This window comes from Kitasatospora sp. NPDC022856 (assembly GCF_055561235.1).
This window is the reverse complement of the sequence record NZ_JBVHHE010000006.1, coordinates 210,064-227,114: the sequence shown is the minus strand read 5'-3', so window position 1 is coordinate 227,114 and position 17,051 is coordinate 210,064. Positions and strand designations below refer to the sequence as shown.

Here is a 17,051-nt window from a genome sequence, read left to right as displayed (position 1 = left end):
TGCGGCGGGCCGCCGGTCACATGGTGCGGATGGCCACCGCGTCGCACAGGCCCTGGAGGGCCGCCTTGGCCGCGCTGTCGGGCAGCGGGTCGAGCAGCGCGCGGGCTTCCTCCGCGTGCCGCAGGGTCTCCCGGCGCGCGCGCTCCAGTGCCGGGTGGCGGCGCAGCAGGCGCAGCGCCTCGGCGTGCAGGTCGTCGTCGGCGAGGTCGCTCTCGACCAGCTCGCGCAGCCGCAGGTCGGCCGGGTCGGACTCGTCGACCGGCATCTGCCGGAGCAGCAGCGTGGGGAGCGTCGGCACGCCCTCGCGCAGGTCGGTGCCGGGGGTCTTGCCGGACTCGTGGCCGTCGCTGGCGATGTCGAGCACGTCGTCGGCCAGCTGGAAGGCGATGCCGATCCGCTCGCCGTACGCGCTGAGGATGTCGGTCACCCACGGCTCGGCGCCGGCCATCAGCGCGCCGATCCGGCAGGAGACGGCGATCAGCGAGCCGGTCTTGCCGGCCAGCACGGCGAGGTAGTGGTCGAGCGGGTCGTCCTCCGGGCGGGGGCCGGCGGTCTCCAGGATCTGGCCGGTGACCAGCCGTTCGAACGCGTCGGCCTGCAGCCGGACGGCCTCCGGGCCGAGGTCGGCGAGCACCTGGGAGGCGCGGGAGAACAGGAAGTCGCCGGTGAGGATGGCGACCGAGTTGTCCCAGCGCGAGTTGGCGCTGGGGGCGCCGCGGCGCACGGGGGCCTCGTCCATGACGTCGTCGTGGTAGAGCGTCGCGAGGTGGGTCAGCTCGACCACCACGGCGGCCGGGACCACGCCCGGGGCGTTGGCGTCGCCGAACTGCGCGGCGAGCATCACCAGCAGCGGGCGGAAGCGCTTGCCGCCGGCTTCCATCAGATGGCTGGCGGTGACGGTGATGAACGGGACGTCGCTCTTCACGGCCTCGGTGAGCGCGACCTCCACCGCGTCCATCCCGGACTGGACATCGCGGGTCAGATCGCGGTCCTGCACGTTGAGCCCAAAGGGTCCCACGACGGTCACGAAGACCACTCCTCTGTCCCTGGTCGATCTAGCGGCCTGGTCCCTGAGTGCCGCCGCTGGCCATACAGGCAGGGTATCCGGTCGCGAGTGGATCACTGCACGGGCGTGCGGATCCTGTCATGATCGGGCCGGACCCGCTGGTGGGAGCCGGTCCGGAGACGACACGTCCGGGCCGCGCGGACGAGTGCGCGGCCCGGACGGTGGGGCGCGGCCGGAGCGGTTCCGGCCGGTGGAGCGGGTCCGGGCGGCGCCCGGACGGCGGGCTCAGCGGACGAAGAGCGAGGCCTTCGACGCCAGGTCCAGGAAGTACTGCGGCAGCACCCCGAGGCCGATGGTGACCACCACGCCGATGCCGATCGCGGTCGCCGTGAAGGCGCTCGGGATGGCCACGGTGGGGCCGCCGGGCTGCGGGTCCGAGAAGAACATCAGCACGATGACCCGGATGTAGAAGAACGCGGCCACCGCCGAGCTGAGCACACCCACGATCACCAGCGGGGTCGCCCCGCCGGCCGCCGCGGCCTGGAAGACCGCGAACTTCCCGGTGAAGCCCGAGGTGAGCGGGATGCCCGCGAAGGCCAGCAGGAAGAGCGCGAAGACCGCCGCGACCAGCGGGGACCGCCGGCCGAGCCCCGCCCAGCTGGACAGGTGGGTGGCCTCGCCCTTGGAGTCGCGCACCAGGGTGACCACGGCGAAGGCGCCGAGGGTCACGAAGGAGTACGCCAGCAGGTAGAACAGCACCGAGCCGAGGCCCTGCTTGTTGGTGGCGATCACGCCGGTGAGGATGAACCCGGCGTGCGCGACGGAGGAGTAGGCGAGGAGCCGCTTCACGTCCTGCTGGGTGACGGCCAGGATCGCGCCGACCACCATGGTCAGGATGGCCACGCCCCACATCACCGGCCGCCAGTCCAGCCGCAGGCCGGGGAAGGCGACGTAGAAGAGCCGGAGCATGGCCCCGAAGGCGGCCACCTTGGTCGCCGCCGCCATGAACCCGGTGACCGGGGTCGGGGCGCCCTGGTAGACGTCCGGGGTCCAGGAGTGGAAGGGCACCGCGCCGACCTTGAAGAGCAGGCCGACCGCGAGCATCGCCAGGCCGATCAGGAGCAGGGCGTCGTTCTGCGTGGTGGAGAGCAGCGCCGGGGTGGCCAGGGCCTTGCCGGAGATGACGTCCGAGATCTCGCCGAGCCGGACGCTGCCCGCGTACCCGTACAGCAGGGCGGTGCCGAACAGGAAGAACGCCGAGGCGAAGGCGCCGAGCAGGAAGTACTTGACCGCCGCCTCCTGGGAGAGCAGCCGGCGGCGGCGGGCCAGCGCGCAGAGCAGGTAGAGCGGGAGGGAGAAGACCTCCAGCGCCACGAACATGGTCAGCAGGTCGTTGGCGGCGGGGAACAGCAGCATGCCGCCGACCGCGAACATGGTGAGCGGGAAGACCTCGCTGGTGGCGAAGCCGGCCCGGACGGCGGCGCGCTCCTGCTCGCCGCCGGGCGTGGCGGAGGCCTGCGCGGCGAACGCGTCGGCCGGCTCGCCGCCGGCCTTGGGCTCCAGCTTCCGCTCCGCGTAGGTGAGCACGGCGACCACGGAGGCCAGCAGGATCACGCCCTGCAGGAACAGCGCGGGGCCGTCCAGGGCGACCGAGCCCATGGCGAGCAGGTCGACCTTGGTGGAGCCGTAGCCCTGGGCGGCGAGCACCACCACGGCGGTGAACGCCCCGGCCAGGCCGAGCAGGGCCACCGAGACCTGGGCCCAGTGCCGGTACCGGCGGGGCAGGAAGGCCTCCAGCAGGATGCCGAGCACGGCGGCGCCGAACACCACCAGCATCGGGGAGAGCTGGCCGTACTCGACGTGCGGGGCCGGGATGCTCGACGTGTTGCCGCCCGCGGCGGCGAGCCAACCGGTGGTGCTCACTTGTGCTCACCTCCTGAGGTGGCGGCGACCGGGTGGGCCGGCGCCGGGTCGGTCTCGTGGACCTGCGAGAGCGTCGCGTCCACCGACGGGTTGACGATGTCGGTGAGCGGCTTCGGGTAGACGCCGAGCAGGATGGTCAGGGCCACCAGCGGGGCGACGACCGCGAGTTCGCGCGCCTTGAGGTCGTGCATGCCGCGCACGCCCTCCTTGACCGGTCCGGTCATGGTGCGCTGGTAGAGCAGTAGCGCGTAGAGCGCGGCGAGCACGATGCCGAAGGTGGCGACGATGCCGATCGCCGGGTACCGGGTGAACGTGCCGACCAGGACCAGGAACTCGCTGACGAAGGGCGCCAGCCCGGGCAGCGACAGCGTGGCCAGGCCACCGATCAGGAACGTCCCGGCGAGCACCGGGGCGACCTTCTGCACGCCGCCGTAGTCGGCGATCAGGCGCGATCCGCGGCGGGAGATCAGGAAGCCGGCCACCAGCATCCACGCGGCGGTGGAGATGCCGTGGTTGACCATGTAGAGGGTGGCGCCGCTCTGGCCCTGGCTGGTCAGCGCGAAGATGCCCATGATGATGAAGCCGAAGTGCGAGATCGAGGCGTACGCGACCAGCCGCTTGATGTCCTTCTGGCCGATGGCCAGCAGCGCGCCGTAGATGATCCCGATCACCGAGAGGACCAGGATCGCCGGGGCGAAGGTCTTCGAGGCGTCCGGGAAGAGCCCGAGGCAGAAGCGGAGCATCGCGAAGGTGCCGACCTTGTCGACCACTGCGGTGATCAGCACGGCCGTGCCGGCGGTGGACTCGCCCATCGCGTTGGGCAGCCAGGTGTGCAGCGGCCAGAGCGGGGCCTTCACGGCGAAGGCGAAGAAGAAGCCGAGGAACAGCGCCTTCTCGGCGGTGCCGCTGAGGACCAGCTTGCCGTCGGCGATCGCCGAGGTCAGCGTCCGGAGGTCGAAGGTGCCGAACCCCTGGTCCTGCGCGATCACGTACAGCCCGATCACGGCGGCCAGCATGACCAGGCCGCCGAGCAGGTTGTACAGCAGGAACTTCACCGCGGCGTAGGACCGTTGGCGGGCCGACTCGGGGCCGCCCGCCTTGTCGCCGAAGCCGCCGATGAGGAAGTACATCGGGATCAGCATGGCTTCGAAGAACACGTAGAAGAGGAAGACGTCGGTGGCGTAGAAGGAGACGATCACCATCGCCTCGACGGCCAGGATCAGGGCGAAGTAGCCCTGGGTGCGGCGCCGGTTCTCGAAGCTGCCGTCCGGCGCGGGGGCCGGTTCGGCGGGCGGGTCGGCGTCGTGCCAGGAGGCGAGCATCACGATCGGCACCAGGACGGCCGTGAGCAGGGCCAGCACGGCGCCGATGCCGTCCACGCCGAGCGAGAAGGTGATGCCGAAGGAGCGGATCCAGCTGTAGGACTCGGTCAGCTGGTAGCGGGCCCCGTCGGGGTCGAACCGGGCCGCCGCGGTGGCCGCCAGGGCCAGCGTGACGGCCGAGACGCCGAGGGCGACGAGCTTGGTGGTCCGCCGCCGGGGCCCGGTCGTCCCGGCGGGCAGCGCGGCGGTGAGCACCGCGCCGGCCGCCGGGACGGCGCAGGTGGCGGTCAGCAGGGCACTCATGCCGCGCCTCCCCGAAGGTCTGTGTAATCCCTGTCCATCAGACGGACCTCATCAGGAGAGTCGTGGCGACCAGCACCAGCGTGCCGCCGAACATGGAGAGTGCGTAGGTGCGGACGTAGCCGTTCTGGATCCGCCGCAGCCGGCCGGAGATCCCGCCGATGGTGGCGGCCAGGCCGTTGACGAAGCCGTCCAGACCGCGGCTGTCGAAGTAGACCAGCGCCGCGGCGAGCGCGGACCCGGGGCGCACCAGGACGGCGTGGTTGAAGTCGTCCTGGAGGAGGTCCCGGCGGGCCGCCCGGGTGAGCGGGGAGCCGACCGGCGGCACCACGGGGACGGTGGAGCGGCCGTACATCAGGTACGACAGCGCGACACCGGCCAGCATGCAGACCATGGTGAGCAGGGTGACCACCAGCGGGCTGAGCGGGGAGTCCCCCTCGGAGTGCCCGGTGACCGGCTCCAGCCAGGTGACGAAGGAACTGTTCAGGGCGAACAGTCCGCCGGCGAAGACCGAGCCGAACGCGAGCACGATCATCGGGATGGTCATGGTCCTGGGCGACTCGTGCGGGTGCGGGTCGTTGCCGTCCGCGTCCGGCTGCCAGCGCTTCTCGCCGAAGAAGGTCAGGATCATCACCCGGGTCATGTAGAACGCGGTGATCGCGGCGCCGACCAGGGTGCAGAGGCCGAGGATCCAGCCCTCCGTGCCGCCCTTGGCGAAGGCCGCTTCGATGATCTTGTCCTTGGAGAAGAAGCCGGACAGGCCGGGGAACCCGATGATGGCCAGGTAGCCGAGGCCGAAGGTGACGAAGGTGATCGGCATGTACTTGCGCAGGCCGCCGTAGTGCCGCATGTTCACCTCGTCGTTCATGCCGTGCATGACCGACCCGGCGCCGAGGAAGAGCCCGGCCTTGAAGAAGCCGTGGGTCACCAGGTGCATGATCGCGAAGGCGTAGCCGATCGGGCCGAGGCCCGCCGCCAGGATCATGTAGCCGATCTGCGACATCGTCGAGCCGGCCAGTGCCTTCTTGATGTCGTCCTTGGCGCAACCGACGATCGCCCCGAACAGCAGGGTGACCGCGCCGACCACCACCACGGCGGTCTGGGCGTCCGGCGCCAGGTTGAAGACGGCACCGGAGCGGGTGATCAGGTAGACGCCGGCGGTCACCATGGTGGCCGCGTGGATCAGGGCCGAGACCGGGGTCGGGCCCTCCATGGCGTCTCCGAGCCAGGACTGCAGCGGGACCTGGGCGGACTTGCCGCAGGCCGCCAGCAGCAGCATCAGCCCGATGGCGGTCAGCTTGCCCTCACTGGCCTGGCCGGCCGCACCGGCCGCGCCCTCGGTGCCGAGGATCGGGCCGAAGGCGAAGGAGCCGAACTCCACGAACATCAGCATGATCGCGATGGAGAGGCCCATGTCGCCGACCCGGTTGACGATGAACGCCTTCTTGGCGGCCGTCGCGGCGCTCGGCTTGTGCTGCCAGAAGCCGATCAGCAGGTACGAGGCGAGCCCGACGCCCTCCCAGCCGACGTACAGCAGCAGGTAGTTGTCGGCGAGCACCAGCAGCAGCATGGCCGCCAGGAAGAGGTTCAGGTACGCGAAGAAGCGGCGCCGGCGCTCGTCGTGCGCCATGTACCCCACCGAGTAGAGGTGGATCAGCGTGCCCACACCGGTGATCAGCAGGACGAAGGTGATCGAGAGCTGGTCGAGTTGGAACGCGACGTCGGCCTGGAACCCGTTGACCGGGATCCAGCTGAACAGGTGCTCGGTGATCGAGCGGTCCTCGGCCTCGCGGCCCAGCAGCTCCGAGAACAGCGCGAGCCCGAAGCCGAACGAGAGCGCGGCCAGAGCGGTGGCCAGCCAGTGACCGAACCGGTCGAAGCGGCGGCCACCGAGGAGCAGCAGGGCGGCGCCGGCCAGCGGCGCTGCCACCAGCAGCGGAATGAGAGAGTTCACCGAAGGCCCTCCGCCTACAGCTTCATCAGGTTGCTGTCATCGACCGAAGCCGAGTGCCTGGTCCGGAAGATGGACACGATGATGGCGAGACCGACCACTACTTCGGCCGCCGCGACCACCATGGTGAAGAACGCGATGATCTGGCCGTCCAGGTTGCCGTGCAGCCGGGAGAACGTGACGAGGGCCAGGTTCGAGGCGTTGAGCATCAGCTCCACGCACATGAACAGCACGATCGCGTTCCGCCGGATGAGCACGCCGGAGGCGCCGATGGTGAACAACAGGGCGGAGAGATAGAGGTAGTTGACCGGATTCACTCCGCGCCCTCCTCGTCGTGGCCGGCCGACGCCGGCCGGTCGTGCGGGACCGGCTCCAGCTCCTTGCGCGGGCCGGCGACCGGCGGGCGCTCGGACGACGGGCGGCCCAGCCAGTCGGCGGTGGTGTTCTCCAGCTCGGCCATCCGCCGCAGCATCTCCTGGCTGACGTCGCGGATCTGGCCGCGGTCGCGCAGGGTCCCCATCACCGAGTCCTCGGCGACGGTGCCGTCCGGCAACAGGCCCGGGACGTCGACCGCGTTGTGCCGGGCGTAGACGCCCGGCGCGGGCAGCGGCGGCAGCTGGATGTTGTCCTTGACCCGCTGGGCGGCCAGCTCGCGCTGGGTCTTCGGGGCCGTCACGTGCTCGCGGTGGGTCAGCACCATGGCGCCGATCGCGGCGGTGATCAGCAGCGCGCCGGTGACCTCGAAGGCCCAGACGTACTTGGTGAAGATCAGCCGGGCCAGGCCCTGGACGTTGCCCTCGGCGTTGGCCTCGGTGAGGCCGGTGAAGGTGTCCAGCCTGGCGTTGGCGATGCCGGCCACCAGCAGCACGCCGAACCCGAGCCCGCACAGGACGGCGGCGAACCGCTGGCCCTTCAGCTGCTCCTTCAGCGAGTCCGCGCTGGTGACACCGACCAGCATCACCACGAACAGGAAGAGCATCATGATCGCGCCGGTGTAGACGACGATCTGCACCACGCCCAGGAAGACCGCGCCCTGGGCCATGTAACAGACCGCCAGGGCGAGCATGGTGGCGGCCAGGCAGAGCGCGCTGTGCACGGCCTTCTTCATCAGCAGCATGCCGAGCGCGCCGCCGACGGCGATCACCGCGAGCACCCAGAACTGGACGGCCTCACCGGTGGAGGCCGTCCCGGTGGCGGCGAGGGCCGCGCCGTGCCCGGCGAGGTTCAGGGCGGTCACTGCTGGGCCTCCTTGTCCCGGTCGGTGCTCTCCTGCTGGACCGTCCCGGGCGCCGCCGCGGTGATCTCGCCCCGGTAGTAGGCGCCTTCGTCGGCGCCCGGGAAGATCGAGTGCGGGCTGTCGACCATGCCTTCGGAGAGGCCGACCAGCAGCTGGTCCTTGGTGAAGATGAGGTCCTGGCGCGAGGAGTCCGCGAGTTCGTACTCGTTGGTCATGGTGAGCGCGCGGGTCGGGCAGGCCTCGATGCAGAGGCCGCAGAGGATGCAGCGGGCGTAGTTGATCTGGTAGACCGCCCCGTACCGCTCACCCGGCGAGTAGCGCTCGTCCTCGCGGTTGTCGGCGCCCTCCACGTAGATCGCGTCGGCCGGGCAGGCCCAGGCGCAGAGCTCGCAGCCGACGCACTTCTCCAGGCCGTCCGGGTGCCGGTTCAGCTGGTGGCGGCCGTGGAAACGCGGAGCGGTGGGCTTCTTCTGCTCCGGGTACTGCTCGGTGAGCCGCTTCTTGAACATGGCCTTGAAGGTCACGCCGAAGCCGGCGGCCGGCCCGAGGACGGACGGCTTGTCGGTCCTGTCGTTCTGGTCGGACGACATCGCGGTCAGCTCCCTTCGGAATGGTCGGACCCGTTGAGGGCGTCCTGGAGTTGCTTCGGGGCGCGGCTGGGCCGGCGCGGGACCGGCGGGAGCTGCTGGCCGGGCAGCGGGGGCACCGGGTAGCCGCCGGCCATCGGGTCGAACTCGCCGCCGGGCGGCGCGCCCTCGGCCTCCGGGCCGGCCGGTTCGGGCCCCTTCTTCAGGGTGTCCCGGAGCAGGGCCAGCAGCAGGACGGCGCCGGCCGGCGCACCGACGTACAGCACCACCTCGCCGAAGTCGTAGCCCTCGTTGCGCAGCGCCCGGACGCTGGCCACCATGACCAGCCAGACCAGCGAGACCGGGATCAGGACCTTCCAGCCGAGCTTCATGAACTGGTCGTAGCGAAGCCGGGGCAGCGTGCCGCGCAGCCAGATGAAGAAGAAGAGCAGCAGCTGGATCTTCAGCGTGATCCAGAGCATCGGCCACCAGCCGTGGTTGGCCCCCTCCCAGAAGGTGGAGACCGGCCAGGGCGCCCGCCAGCCGCCCAGGAAGAGCGTGGAGGCGACGGCCGAGACGGTGACCATGTTGACGTACTCGGCCAGCATGAACATCGCGAACTTCAGCGAGGAGTACTCGGTGTTGAAGCCGCCGACCAGCTCGCCCTCGGCCTCCGGGAGGTCGAACGGCGCCCGGTTGGTCTCGCCGACCATGGCGATGATGTAGACGATGAAGGAGACCGGCAGCAGCACCGCGAACCAGGTCGGCTGCTGCGAGGAGACGATCTCCGAGGTGGACATCGACCCCGAGTAGATGAACACCGCCGCGAAGGACAGGCCCATCGCGATCTCGTAGCTGATCATCTGGGCCGAGGAGCGCAGCCCGCCGAGCAGCGGGTAGGTCGAGCCGGAGGACCAGCCGGCCAGCACGATGCCGTAGATCCCCACCGAGGCGGTGGCCAGGATGTACAGCAGCGCCACCGGGAAGTCCGTCAGCTGCAGCGGGGTCCGGGTGCCGAAGACCGACACCTCGTCGCCGGCCGGGCCGAAGGGGATCACCGCGAAGGCCATGAACGCGGGGATGGCGCAGACGATCGGGGCCAGGATGTAGACCACCTTGTCGGCGCCCTTGACCACCAGGTCTTCCTTGAGCGCCAGCTTCACGCCGTCGGCGAGCGACTGCAGCATGCCCCAGGGGCCGTGCCGGTTGGGGCCGATGCGCAGCTGCATCCAGGCCACCACCTTGCGCTCCCAGACGATCGCGATCAGCACCGTGCCGACCAGGAACGCGAAGCAGAAGACGGCCTTGAGCAGGACCAGCCACCAGGGGTCGCGGCCGAAGAAGCCCAGGGTCTCGTACGCGGCGAGGTTCATCGGTGCTCCCCCTCGGCGGTCGGGGCGGTCGGGGCGGTGGTCGGGGTGCCGGCCGTCGCCGCGCCGGTGGTCGCCGGGGGCTCCGCACCGGCGTCGGCACCGGCGTCCGGGGTGGCGTCCGCGGTGGCGACGGCGATCGTGTCGGCCGCGATCGTGACCAGGTGGCCCACGCCGGTGCCCAGGGCGCGGTGGGCGCCGCCCGGGGTGGAGTTGAGCGGGATCCAGACCGTCCGGTCCGGGATGTCCTTGGTGATCTCCAGCGGCAGGGTGAGCGACCCGGCCGGGCCGGTCAGCCGCAGGGCCGGGCGCAGCGCCGCGGCGGGCACCCCGGTAGCGCCGACCTCCTCGGCGGTGGCCGGTGAGATCCGGGCGACCGCCGGGTGCCGGGTGCCGGCCAGGTGCGGGTCGCCCTGCTGGAGCGAGCCGTTGTCCAGCAGCTGGCGCCAGCCGGCGAGCACCGCCTGGCCGGTGGCCGGCCGGGGCAGCAGTCCGGGGTGCGCGGCGGGGGCGGCCGGGTGGTCGCCGGTCCACGGCTCGAAGCGGTCCAGCTCCAACCGGGCGGCCCGGACGTCGGGCAGGCCCAGCCGGTGGCCCAGCGCGTCCGCCAGCATGTTCAGCACCCGCAGGTCCGGGTACAGGTGCCGGCCCATCTGCTGGTCGGGCTTGAGCGCGGCCTCGAACATCCGCACCCGGCCCTCCCAGTCCAGGAAGGTCCCGGCCTTCTCGGCCACCGCGGCGACCGGCAGGACGACGTCGGCCACGGCGGTGACGGCGGACGGGCGCAGCTCCAGCGAGACCACGAACCGCGCGGTGGCCAGCGCCTCCTCGGCGAGCACCGGGTCCGGCAGGTCGTCCGGGTCGACGCCGCCGACCAGCAGCGCGTCCAGGTCGCCGTGGGCTGCGGCCGCGAGGATCTGGTCGGTGTCCCGGCCGAGCCGGGCGGGGAGTTCGGCCACGCCCCAGGCGGCGGCGGCCTCGGCCCGGGCGGCCGGGGCGGCGACCGGGCGGCCGCCGGGCAGCAGCCCGGGCAGCGCGCCGGCCTCGACGGCGCCGCGTTCGCCGGCCCGGCGCGGGATCCAGGCGAGCCGGGCGCCGGTGGCGTGCGCGAGGCGCAGCGCGGCGGTCAGCGCGCCGGGGGCGGCGGCCAGCCGCTCGCCGGCCAGGATGACGGCGCCGGGGGTGCGGAGCAGTTCGGCGGCGCGGCCCGCGTCGTCGTTCAGCGGCTCGTCGGCGGCGAGGGCGCCGAGCCACTCGGCCTCGGTGCCGGGGGCGGCCGGCAGCAGGGCGCCGCGCAGCTTGCCCAGGCCCCGGGAGCCGTAGGCGGCGATCGAGAACACCTTGAGGCCGGTGGCCCGGGTGGCCTTGCGCAGCCGCAGGAAGACGATCGGCGACTCCTCCTCGGGCTCGAAGCCCGCGAGCAGCACCGCCGGGGCGGCCTCCAGTTGCTCGTAGTCGACGCCGCCCGGGCCGAGGTCGGTGCCCCGGCCGGCGACGGCGGCGGCCAGGAAGTCCGCTTCCTCGCCGCTGTGCGGGCGGGCCCGGAAGTCCACGTCGTTGGTGCCGAGCACCACCCGGGCGAACTTGGCGTAGGCGTAGGCGTCCTCGACGGTGACCCGGCCGCCGGTGAGCACTCCGGCGCGGGCGCCGCGCAGCCCCTCGGCGGCCCGGGCCAGCGCCTCCGGCCAGGAGGCGGCGACGAGTTCGCCCGTCGCCGGGTCGCGGACCAGCGGGGTGGCGAGCCGGTCGCGCTGCTGCGCGTAGCGGAAGGCGAACCGGCCCTTGTCGCAGTTCCACTCCTCGTTGACCGCCGGGTCCTCGCCGGCGAGGCGCCGCAGCACCTTGCCGCGCCGGTGGTCGGTGCGCTGCGCGCAGCCGGAGGAGCAGTGCTCGCAGACGCTCGGCGAGGAGACCAGGTCGAACGGGCGCGAGCGGAAACGATAAGCCGCCGAGGTGAGCGCGCCGACCGGGCAGATCTGGATGGTGTTGCCGGAGAAGTACGACTCGAAGTCGTCCCCCGCGCCGGTGCCGACCTGCTGGAGGGCGCCGCGCTCGACCAGGTCGATGAAGGGGTCCCCGGCGATCTGCTGCGAGAAGCGGGTGCAGCGGGCGCAGAGCACGCAGCGTTCGCGGTCCAGCAGCACCTGGGTGCTGATCGGCACCGGCTTCTGGTACGTCCGCTTCATCCCCTCGAAGCGGGAGTCGGTGTCCCCGGTGGACATCGCCTGGTTCTGCAGCGGGCACTCGCCGCCCTTGTCGCAGACCGGGCAGTCCAGCGGGTGGTTGATCAGCAGCAGTTCCATCACGCCGCGCTGGGCCTTCTCGGCGACCGGCGAGCTGACCTGCGTGCGGACCACCATGCCCTCGGCGACCGGGATGGTGCAGGAGGCGACGGGCTTGCGCTGCCCCTCGATCTCGACGATGCACTGCCGGCAGGCGCCGGCCGGGTCGAGCAGCGGGTGGTCGCAGAAGCGCGGGATCTGGGTGCCGATCTGCTCGGCCGCCCGGATCACCAACGTCCCCTTGGGGACCTGCACTTCGATGCCGTCGATGGTGAGCGTGACCAGGTCGACCGCGGCCTTGGAGGTGGCTGGTTCTGTGATCGTCACGCGTGCACCTCCCTTTCGGTGGCGGACTGGTGGCCGGGGCGGGGGCCGTCGGCCCAGACGGTGGAGGCGGCCGGGTCGAACGGGCAGCGGCGCTCGGCCAGGTGCTGCTCGTACTCGGCCCGGAAGTGCTGGAGCGAGGAGACGATCGGGCTGGCCGCGCCGTCCCCCAGCGCGCAGAAGGACTTGCCGTTGATGTTGTCGGCGATGTCGAGCAGCTTCTCCAGGTCGCCGTCGACGCCCCCGCCGGCCTCGATCCGCTTGAGCAGTTGGACGAGCCAGTACGTCCCCTCGCGGCAGGGCGTGCACTTTCCGCAGGACTCGTGGGCGTAGAACTCCGTCCAGCGGGTGACGGCCCGGACCACGCAGGTGGTCTCGTCGAAGACCTGGAGGGCCTTGGTGCCGAGCATCGAGCCGGCCGCGCCGACGCCCTCGTAGTCGAGCGGGACGTCGAGGTGCTCGTCGGTGAACATCGGGGTGGAGGAGCCGCCCGGGGTCCAGAACTTCAGCCGGTGCCCGGTCCGGACGCCGCCGCTGATCTCCAGCAGCTGGCGCAGCGTGACGCCGAGCGGGGCCTCGTACTGGCCGGGGTTGGTGACGTGACCGGAGAGCGAGTAGAGCGTGAAGCCGGGGGACTTCTCGGTGCCCAGGCTCTTGAACCACTCCTTGCCGCGGGCCAGGATCGGCGGCACCGAGGCGATCGACTCGACGTTGTTGACCACCGTCGGGCAGGCGTAGAGGCCGGCGATCGCCGGGAACGGCGGGCGCAGCCGGGGCTGGCCGCGGCGCCCCTCCAGCGAGTCCAGCAGGGCCGTCTCCTCGCCGCAGATGTAGGCGCCGGCGCCGGCGTGCACGGTGATGTCGAGGTCGGTGCCGGAGCCCAGGATGTTCTTGCCGAGCAGCCCGGCCCCGTACGCCTCGGCGACCGCGGCCTGGAGCCGGCGCAGCACCGGGACGACCTCGCCGCGCAGGTAGATGAACGCGTGGTCGCAGCGGATCGCGTAGGAGGCGATGATCATGCCCTCGATCAGCGCGTGCGGGTTGGCGAACAGCAGCGGGATGTCCTTGCAGGTACCCGGCTCGGACTCGTCCGCGTTGACCACCAGGTAGTGCGGCTTGCCGTCGTTCTGCGGGATGAACTGCCACTTCATGCCGGTGGGGAAGCCGGCGCCGCCGCGACCGCGCAGCCCGGAGTCCTTGACCAGCGCGATCACGTCGTCCGGGGGCATCGCGAGGGCGGCCTTCAGCCCCTCGTACCCCGCGTGGCGGCGGTAGGTGGCGAGCGTCCAGGGGCGGCTGTCGTCCCAGGACGCGGAGAGCACGGGGGTGAGCAACTTCTCGGCCGGCTCGGCGGAGGTCATCACGCTTCGGTCCCTTCGTGACGGGGCGAGACGACCCGGGTGCCACCGGTCCCGGGCAGGGCCTCGCCCTTGGCGAGGCGCAGGCCGGCCAGCGAGGGCGCGCCGCCGGCACCGGACTCGTCGACGGCGCCGGGGCGCTCGTCGGGGAAGCCGGCCAGGATGCGGGCGGACTCCTTGAAGCTGCAGAGCCGGGCGCCGCGGGTGGGGTGGACCTCCCGGCCGGCCCGCAGGTCGTCGACCAGCCGACGGGCGCTCTCCGGGGTCTGGTCGTCGAAGAACTCCCAGTTCACCATCACCACGGGGGCGTAGTCGCAGGCGGCGTTGCACTCGATGTGCTCGATCGAGATCTCGCCGTCCTCGGTGGTCTCGTTGTTGCCGACCCCGAGGTGCTGCTGGAGCTCGTCGAAGATCTGGTCGCCGCCGAGCACCGCGCACAGGGTGTTGGTGCAGACCCCGACGTGGTACTTCCCGGCCGGCCGGCGCCGGTACATGGTGTAGAAGGTCGCGACGGCGGTGACCTCGGCGGTGGTGAGGTCCAACTGCTCGGCGCAGAACCGGATGCCGGTCGTGCTGACGAAGCCCTCCTCGGCCTGCACCAGGTGCAGCAGCGGCAGCAGTGCGGACCGGGCCACCGGGTAGCGGCCGATCAGCTCCTCCGCGTCGGCGGCGAGGCGGGCACGCACCTCCTCGGGGTACGGCCTGGCCGGCAGTGCCGGCATCCCCAACTGGACGTCTGTCACCGGTCCACGCCTCCCATCACCGGGTCGATCCCGGCCACCGCGACGATCACGTCGGCGACCTGGCCGCCCTCGCACATCGCCGCCATCGACTGCAGATTGGTGAACGACGGGTCCCGGAAGTGCACCCGGTACGGGCGCGTGCCGCCGTCGCTGACCACGTGCACGCCCAGCTCGCCCTTGGGCGACTCGACCGCCGTGTACGCCTGGCCGGCCGGGACCCGGAAGCCCTCGGTGACCAGCTTGAAGTGGTGGATCAGGGCTTCCATCGAGGTGCCCATGATCTTGCGGATGTGGTCGAGCGAGTTGCCCATGCCGTCCGGGCCGACGGCCAGCTGGGCCGGCCAGGCGATCTTCTTGTCGGCCACCATGACCGGGCCGGGGCGCAGCCGCTCCAGGCACTGCTCGACGATCCGCAGCGACTGGCGCATCTCCTCCAGCCGGATCAGGAACCGGCCGTAGGAGTCGGCGCTGTCGGCGGTCGCGACCTCGAAGTCGTAGTCCTCGTAGCCGCAGTACGGGTCGCTCTTGCGCAGGTCGTTCGGCAGGCCGGTGGCGCGCAGGATCGGGCCGGTGGCGCCGAGGGCCAGGCAGCCGGCCAGGTCGAGGAAGCCGACGTCGACCAGCCGGGCCTTGAACACCGGGTTGCCGGTGGCGAGCTTGTCGTACTCGTGCATCCGCGAGCGGAGGGTCTTCACCGCCTCGTGGATCTGGTCGACGGCGCCGGGCGGGAGGTCCTGGGCGAGGCCGCCGGGGCGGACGTACGCGTGGTTCATCCGCAGGCCGGTGACCAGCTCGAAGACGTCCAGGATGAGTTCGCGGTCCCGGAAGCCGTAGATCATCAGCGTGGTGGAGCCGATCTCCATGCCGCCGGTGGCCAGGCAGACCAGGTGCGAGGAGATCCGGTTGAGCTCCATCATCAGGACGCGGATGACGCTGGCCCGGTCCGGGACGTCGTCGGTGATGCCGAGCAGCTTCTCGACCGCGAGGCAGTACGCGGTCTCGTTGAACAGCGGCGTCAGGTAGTCCATCCGGGTCACGAAGGTGGTGCCCTGGACCCAGCTGCGGAACTCCATGTTCTTCTCGATGCCGGTGTGGAGGTAGCCGATGCCGCAGCGGGCCTCCTTCACCGTCTCGCCGTCGATCTCCAGGATCAGCCGCAGCACCCCGTGGGTGGAGGGGTGTTGGGGGCCCATGTTGACGATGATGCGTTCGTCGTCGGCCCGGCCGACGGCTTCGACCACCTCGCCCCAGTCGCCCCCGGTGACGGTGAAGACCCGGCCCTCGGTGGTCTCGCGGGCGCCGGCGTGGGCGGCCTCGCCGGCCGCCGCCTCTTCGTAGTGCCGAGTACTCATCAGCTGTACGACCTCCGCTGGTCGGGTGCCGGGATCTGGGCGCCCTTGTACTCGACGGGGATGCCGCCGAGCGGGTAGTCCTTGCGCTGCGGGTGGCCCAGCCAGTCGTCCGGCATCATGATCCGGGTGAGCGCGGGGTGGCCCTCGAAGACCAGGCCGAAGAAGTCGTAGGCCTCGCGCTCGTGCCAGTCGTTGGTCGGGTAGACGGTGACCACCGACGGGATCCGCGGATCGGCGTCCGGCGCGCTGACCTCCACCCTGATCAGCCGGCCGTGGGTGATCGACCGCAGGTGGTAGACCGCGTGCAGTTCCCGCCCCCGGTCGCCGGGGTGGTGCACGCCGCTCACGCCGAGGCAGAGCTCGAAGCGGAGCGCGGGGTCGTCGCGCAGGATGCGCACCGTCCGCAGCAGGTGTTCGCGGGCGATGTGGAAGGTGAGCTCGGCGCGGTCGACGACGGTCTTCTCGATCACGTCCGCCGGGTCGAGGCCCTGCTCCTCCAGCGCGCCCTCCAGCTCGTCCGCGACCTCGTCGAACCAGCCGCCGTAGGGGCGTTCGCTCGCGGACGGCAGGACGACCGTGGTGTTGAGCCCGCCGAAGCCGGAGGTGTCGCCGCTGCCCTGGGCGCCGAACATGCCCTGGCGCCGGCCGACCACCTCGACGGGGATCTCCCGGCGCGGCTGCTCCGGGTCGCTGCGGGTTCCGGGTACCTGGTCGCTCATCGCAGCTGCCCCCGCATCTCGCTCACCGGGGTGGCCGTGAGGGCCAGTGCCTCGCCCAGCTCCTCGGCCCGGCGCCGGTTCGCGCCCAGCGGCTCGTGCTGGATCTTGTCGTGGAGCTTCAGGATGGCGTCCAGCAGCATCTCCGGGCGGGGCGGACACCCGGGGAGGTAGATGTCCACCGGGACGATGTGGTCGACGCCCTGCACGATCGCGTAGTTGTTGAACATCCCGCCCGAGGAGGCGCAGACCCCCATCGAGATGACCCACTTCGGGTTGGGCATCTGGTCGTACACCTGGCGCAGCACCGGCGCCATCTTCTGGCTCACCCGGCCTGCCACGATCATCAGGTCGGCCTGCCGGGGGGAGCCCCGGAAGACCTCCATCCCGAACCGGGCCAGGTCGTAGCGGCCGGCCCCGGTGGTCATCATCTCGATCGCGCAGCAGGCGAGTCCGAAGGTGGCCGGGAAGAGCGACGCCTTGCGCACCCAGCCCGCGGCCGTCTCCACACTCGTGAGCAGAAAGCCGCTCGGCAGCTTCTCCTCGATTCCCATCAGATCCCTCTCAATGCCCTCAGTGCCCTCAAGTCCGGTGGTCCGTG

The 17,051-nt window shown here is 71.5% G+C and carries 13 protein-coding genes and 1 pseudogene; all 14 read right to left on the bottom strand.

Translation table 11 applies throughout. From position 1 onward, the window contains the following. Positions 1-16: 16 nt before the first annotated feature. The 14 genes and pseudogenes from ACZ34W_RS09965 to ACZ34W_RS09900 all read right to left on the bottom strand — a co-directional run bounded on the left by ACZ34W_RS09965 (position 17) and on the right by ACZ34W_RS09900 (position 17,004). A complete protein-coding gene (locus tag ACZ34W_RS09965) occupies positions 17-1,027 on the bottom strand; it encodes a polyprenyl synthetase family protein (RefSeq protein WP_329489247.1) in 1,011 nt (336 codons plus the stop codon). Positions 1,028-1,291: 264 nt separating this feature from the next. After that, a complete protein-coding gene (gene nuoN / locus ACZ34W_RS09960; protein ID WP_329489246.1) occupies positions 1,292-2,929 on the bottom strand; it encodes an NADH-quinone oxidoreductase subunit NuoN in 1,638 nt (545 codons plus the stop codon). Continuing rightward, positions 2,926-4,554, bottom strand: coding sequence for an NADH-quinone oxidoreductase subunit M (locus ACZ34W_RS09955; RefSeq protein WP_465602998.1), 1,629 nt, complete (start codon positions 4,552-4,554; stop codon positions 2,926-2,928). The genes nuoN and ACZ34W_RS09955 overlap by 4 nt, the downstream gene beginning before the upstream one ends. A gap of 37 nt (positions 4,555-4,591) precedes the next feature. Beyond that, on the bottom strand, positions 4,592-6,505 hold the full coding sequence (gene nuoL / locus ACZ34W_RS09950; protein ID WP_465602996.1) for an NADH-quinone oxidoreductase subunit L: 1,914 nt from the start codon (positions 6,503-6,505) through the stop codon (positions 4,592-4,594). A 14-nt stretch (positions 6,506-6,519) separates the two neighbouring features. After that, positions 6,520-6,819, bottom strand: a complete 300-nt coding sequence (gene nuoK, locus ACZ34W_RS09945) for an NADH-quinone oxidoreductase subunit NuoK (RefSeq protein WP_209412994.1) — start codon at positions 6,817-6,819, stop codon at positions 6,520-6,522. Beyond that, positions 6,816-7,739 carry an NADH-quinone oxidoreductase subunit J gene (locus ACZ34W_RS09940; protein WP_442906843.1) on the bottom strand — a complete coding sequence of 308 codons (924 nt, stop codon included), beginning with the start codon at positions 7,737-7,739 and terminating at the stop codon, positions 6,816-6,818. Before ACZ34W_RS09940 ends, nuoK begins: the two co-directional genes overlap by 4 nt. After that, positions 7,736-8,329, bottom strand: coding sequence for an NADH-quinone oxidoreductase subunit NuoI (gene nuoI, locus ACZ34W_RS09935; protein ID WP_329489242.1), 594 nt, complete (start codon positions 8,327-8,329; stop codon positions 7,736-7,738). Before nuoI ends, ACZ34W_RS09940 begins: the two co-directional genes overlap by 4 nt. A gap of 5 nt (positions 8,330-8,334) precedes the next feature. Continuing rightward, on the bottom strand, positions 8,335-9,678 hold the full coding sequence (nuoH, locus tag ACZ34W_RS09930) for an NADH-quinone oxidoreductase subunit NuoH (RefSeq protein WP_329489241.1): 1,344 nt from the start codon (positions 9,676-9,678) through the stop codon (positions 8,335-8,337). Between the two features lie 149 nt (positions 9,679-9,827). After that, positions 9,828-12,284 (bottom strand): annotated as a pseudogene (locus ACZ34W_RS09925) (NADH-quinone oxidoreductase subunit G); the annotation flags it as partial. After that, complete coding sequence (nuoF, locus tag ACZ34W_RS09920; RefSeq protein ID WP_465602993.1) at positions 12,281-13,642, bottom strand: NADH-quinone oxidoreductase subunit NuoF; 1,362 nt, start codon at positions 13,640-13,642, stop codon at positions 12,281-12,283. The gene nuoF and the pseudogene ACZ34W_RS09925, both read right to left, overlap by 4 nt. Further along, the gene (gene nuoE / locus ACZ34W_RS09915) at positions 13,642-14,382 is read right to left on the bottom strand and encodes an NADH-quinone oxidoreductase subunit NuoE (RefSeq protein ID WP_329489238.1); all 741 of its coding nucleotides are present in this window, start codon (positions 14,380-14,382) and stop codon (positions 13,642-13,644) included. The genes nuoF and nuoE overlap by 1 nt, the downstream gene beginning before the upstream one ends. Beyond that, positions 14,379-15,734: an NADH-quinone oxidoreductase subunit D gene (locus ACZ34W_RS09910; protein ID WP_329489237.1), complete on the bottom strand. Its 1,356-nt coding sequence runs from the start codon at positions 15,732-15,734 to the stop codon at positions 14,379-14,381. Before ACZ34W_RS09910 ends, nuoE begins: the two co-directional genes overlap by 4 nt. After that, positions 15,734-16,453, bottom strand: coding sequence for an NADH-quinone oxidoreductase subunit C (locus ACZ34W_RS09905; protein ID WP_329489236.1), 720 nt, complete (start codon positions 16,451-16,453; stop codon positions 15,734-15,736). The genes ACZ34W_RS09910 and ACZ34W_RS09905 overlap by 1 nt, the downstream gene beginning before the upstream one ends. Beyond that, on the bottom strand, positions 16,450-17,004 hold the full coding sequence (locus ACZ34W_RS09900) for a NuoB/complex I 20 kDa subunit family protein (protein WP_329489235.1): 555 nt from the start codon (positions 17,002-17,004) through the stop codon (positions 16,450-16,452). The genes ACZ34W_RS09905 and ACZ34W_RS09900 overlap by 4 nt, the downstream gene beginning before the upstream one ends. Between the last annotated feature and the right edge of the window lie 47 nt (positions 17,005-17,051).

Coding starts and splice junctions, on each gene's coding strand:
- nuoF (WP_465602993.1), bottom strand. CDS start 13,642: ATGACCTCCGCCGAGCCGGCCGAGAAGTTGCTCACCCCCGTGCTCTCC.
- ACZ34W_RS09900 (WP_329489235.1), bottom strand. CDS start 17,004: ATGGGAATCGAGGAGAAGCTGCCGAGCGGCTTTCTGCTCACGAGTGTG.
- ACZ34W_RS09955 (WP_465602998.1), bottom strand. CDS start 4,554: ATGAGTGCCCTGCTGACCGCCACCTGCGCCGTCCCGGCGGCCGGCGCG.
- ACZ34W_RS09910 (WP_329489237.1), bottom strand. CDS start 15,734: ATGAGTACTCGGCACTACGAAGAGGCGGCGGCCGGCGAGGCCGCCCAC.
- nuoI (WP_329489242.1), bottom strand. CDS start 8,329: ATGTCGTCCGACCAGAACGACAGGACCGACAAGCCGTCCGTCCTCGGG.
- nuoH (WP_329489241.1), bottom strand. CDS start 9,678: ATGAACCTCGCCGCGTACGAGACCCTGGGCTTCTTCGGCCGCGACCCC.
- ACZ34W_RS09905 (WP_329489236.1), bottom strand. CDS start 16,453: ATGAGCGACCAGGTACCCGGAACCCGCAGCGACCCGGAGCAGCCGCGC.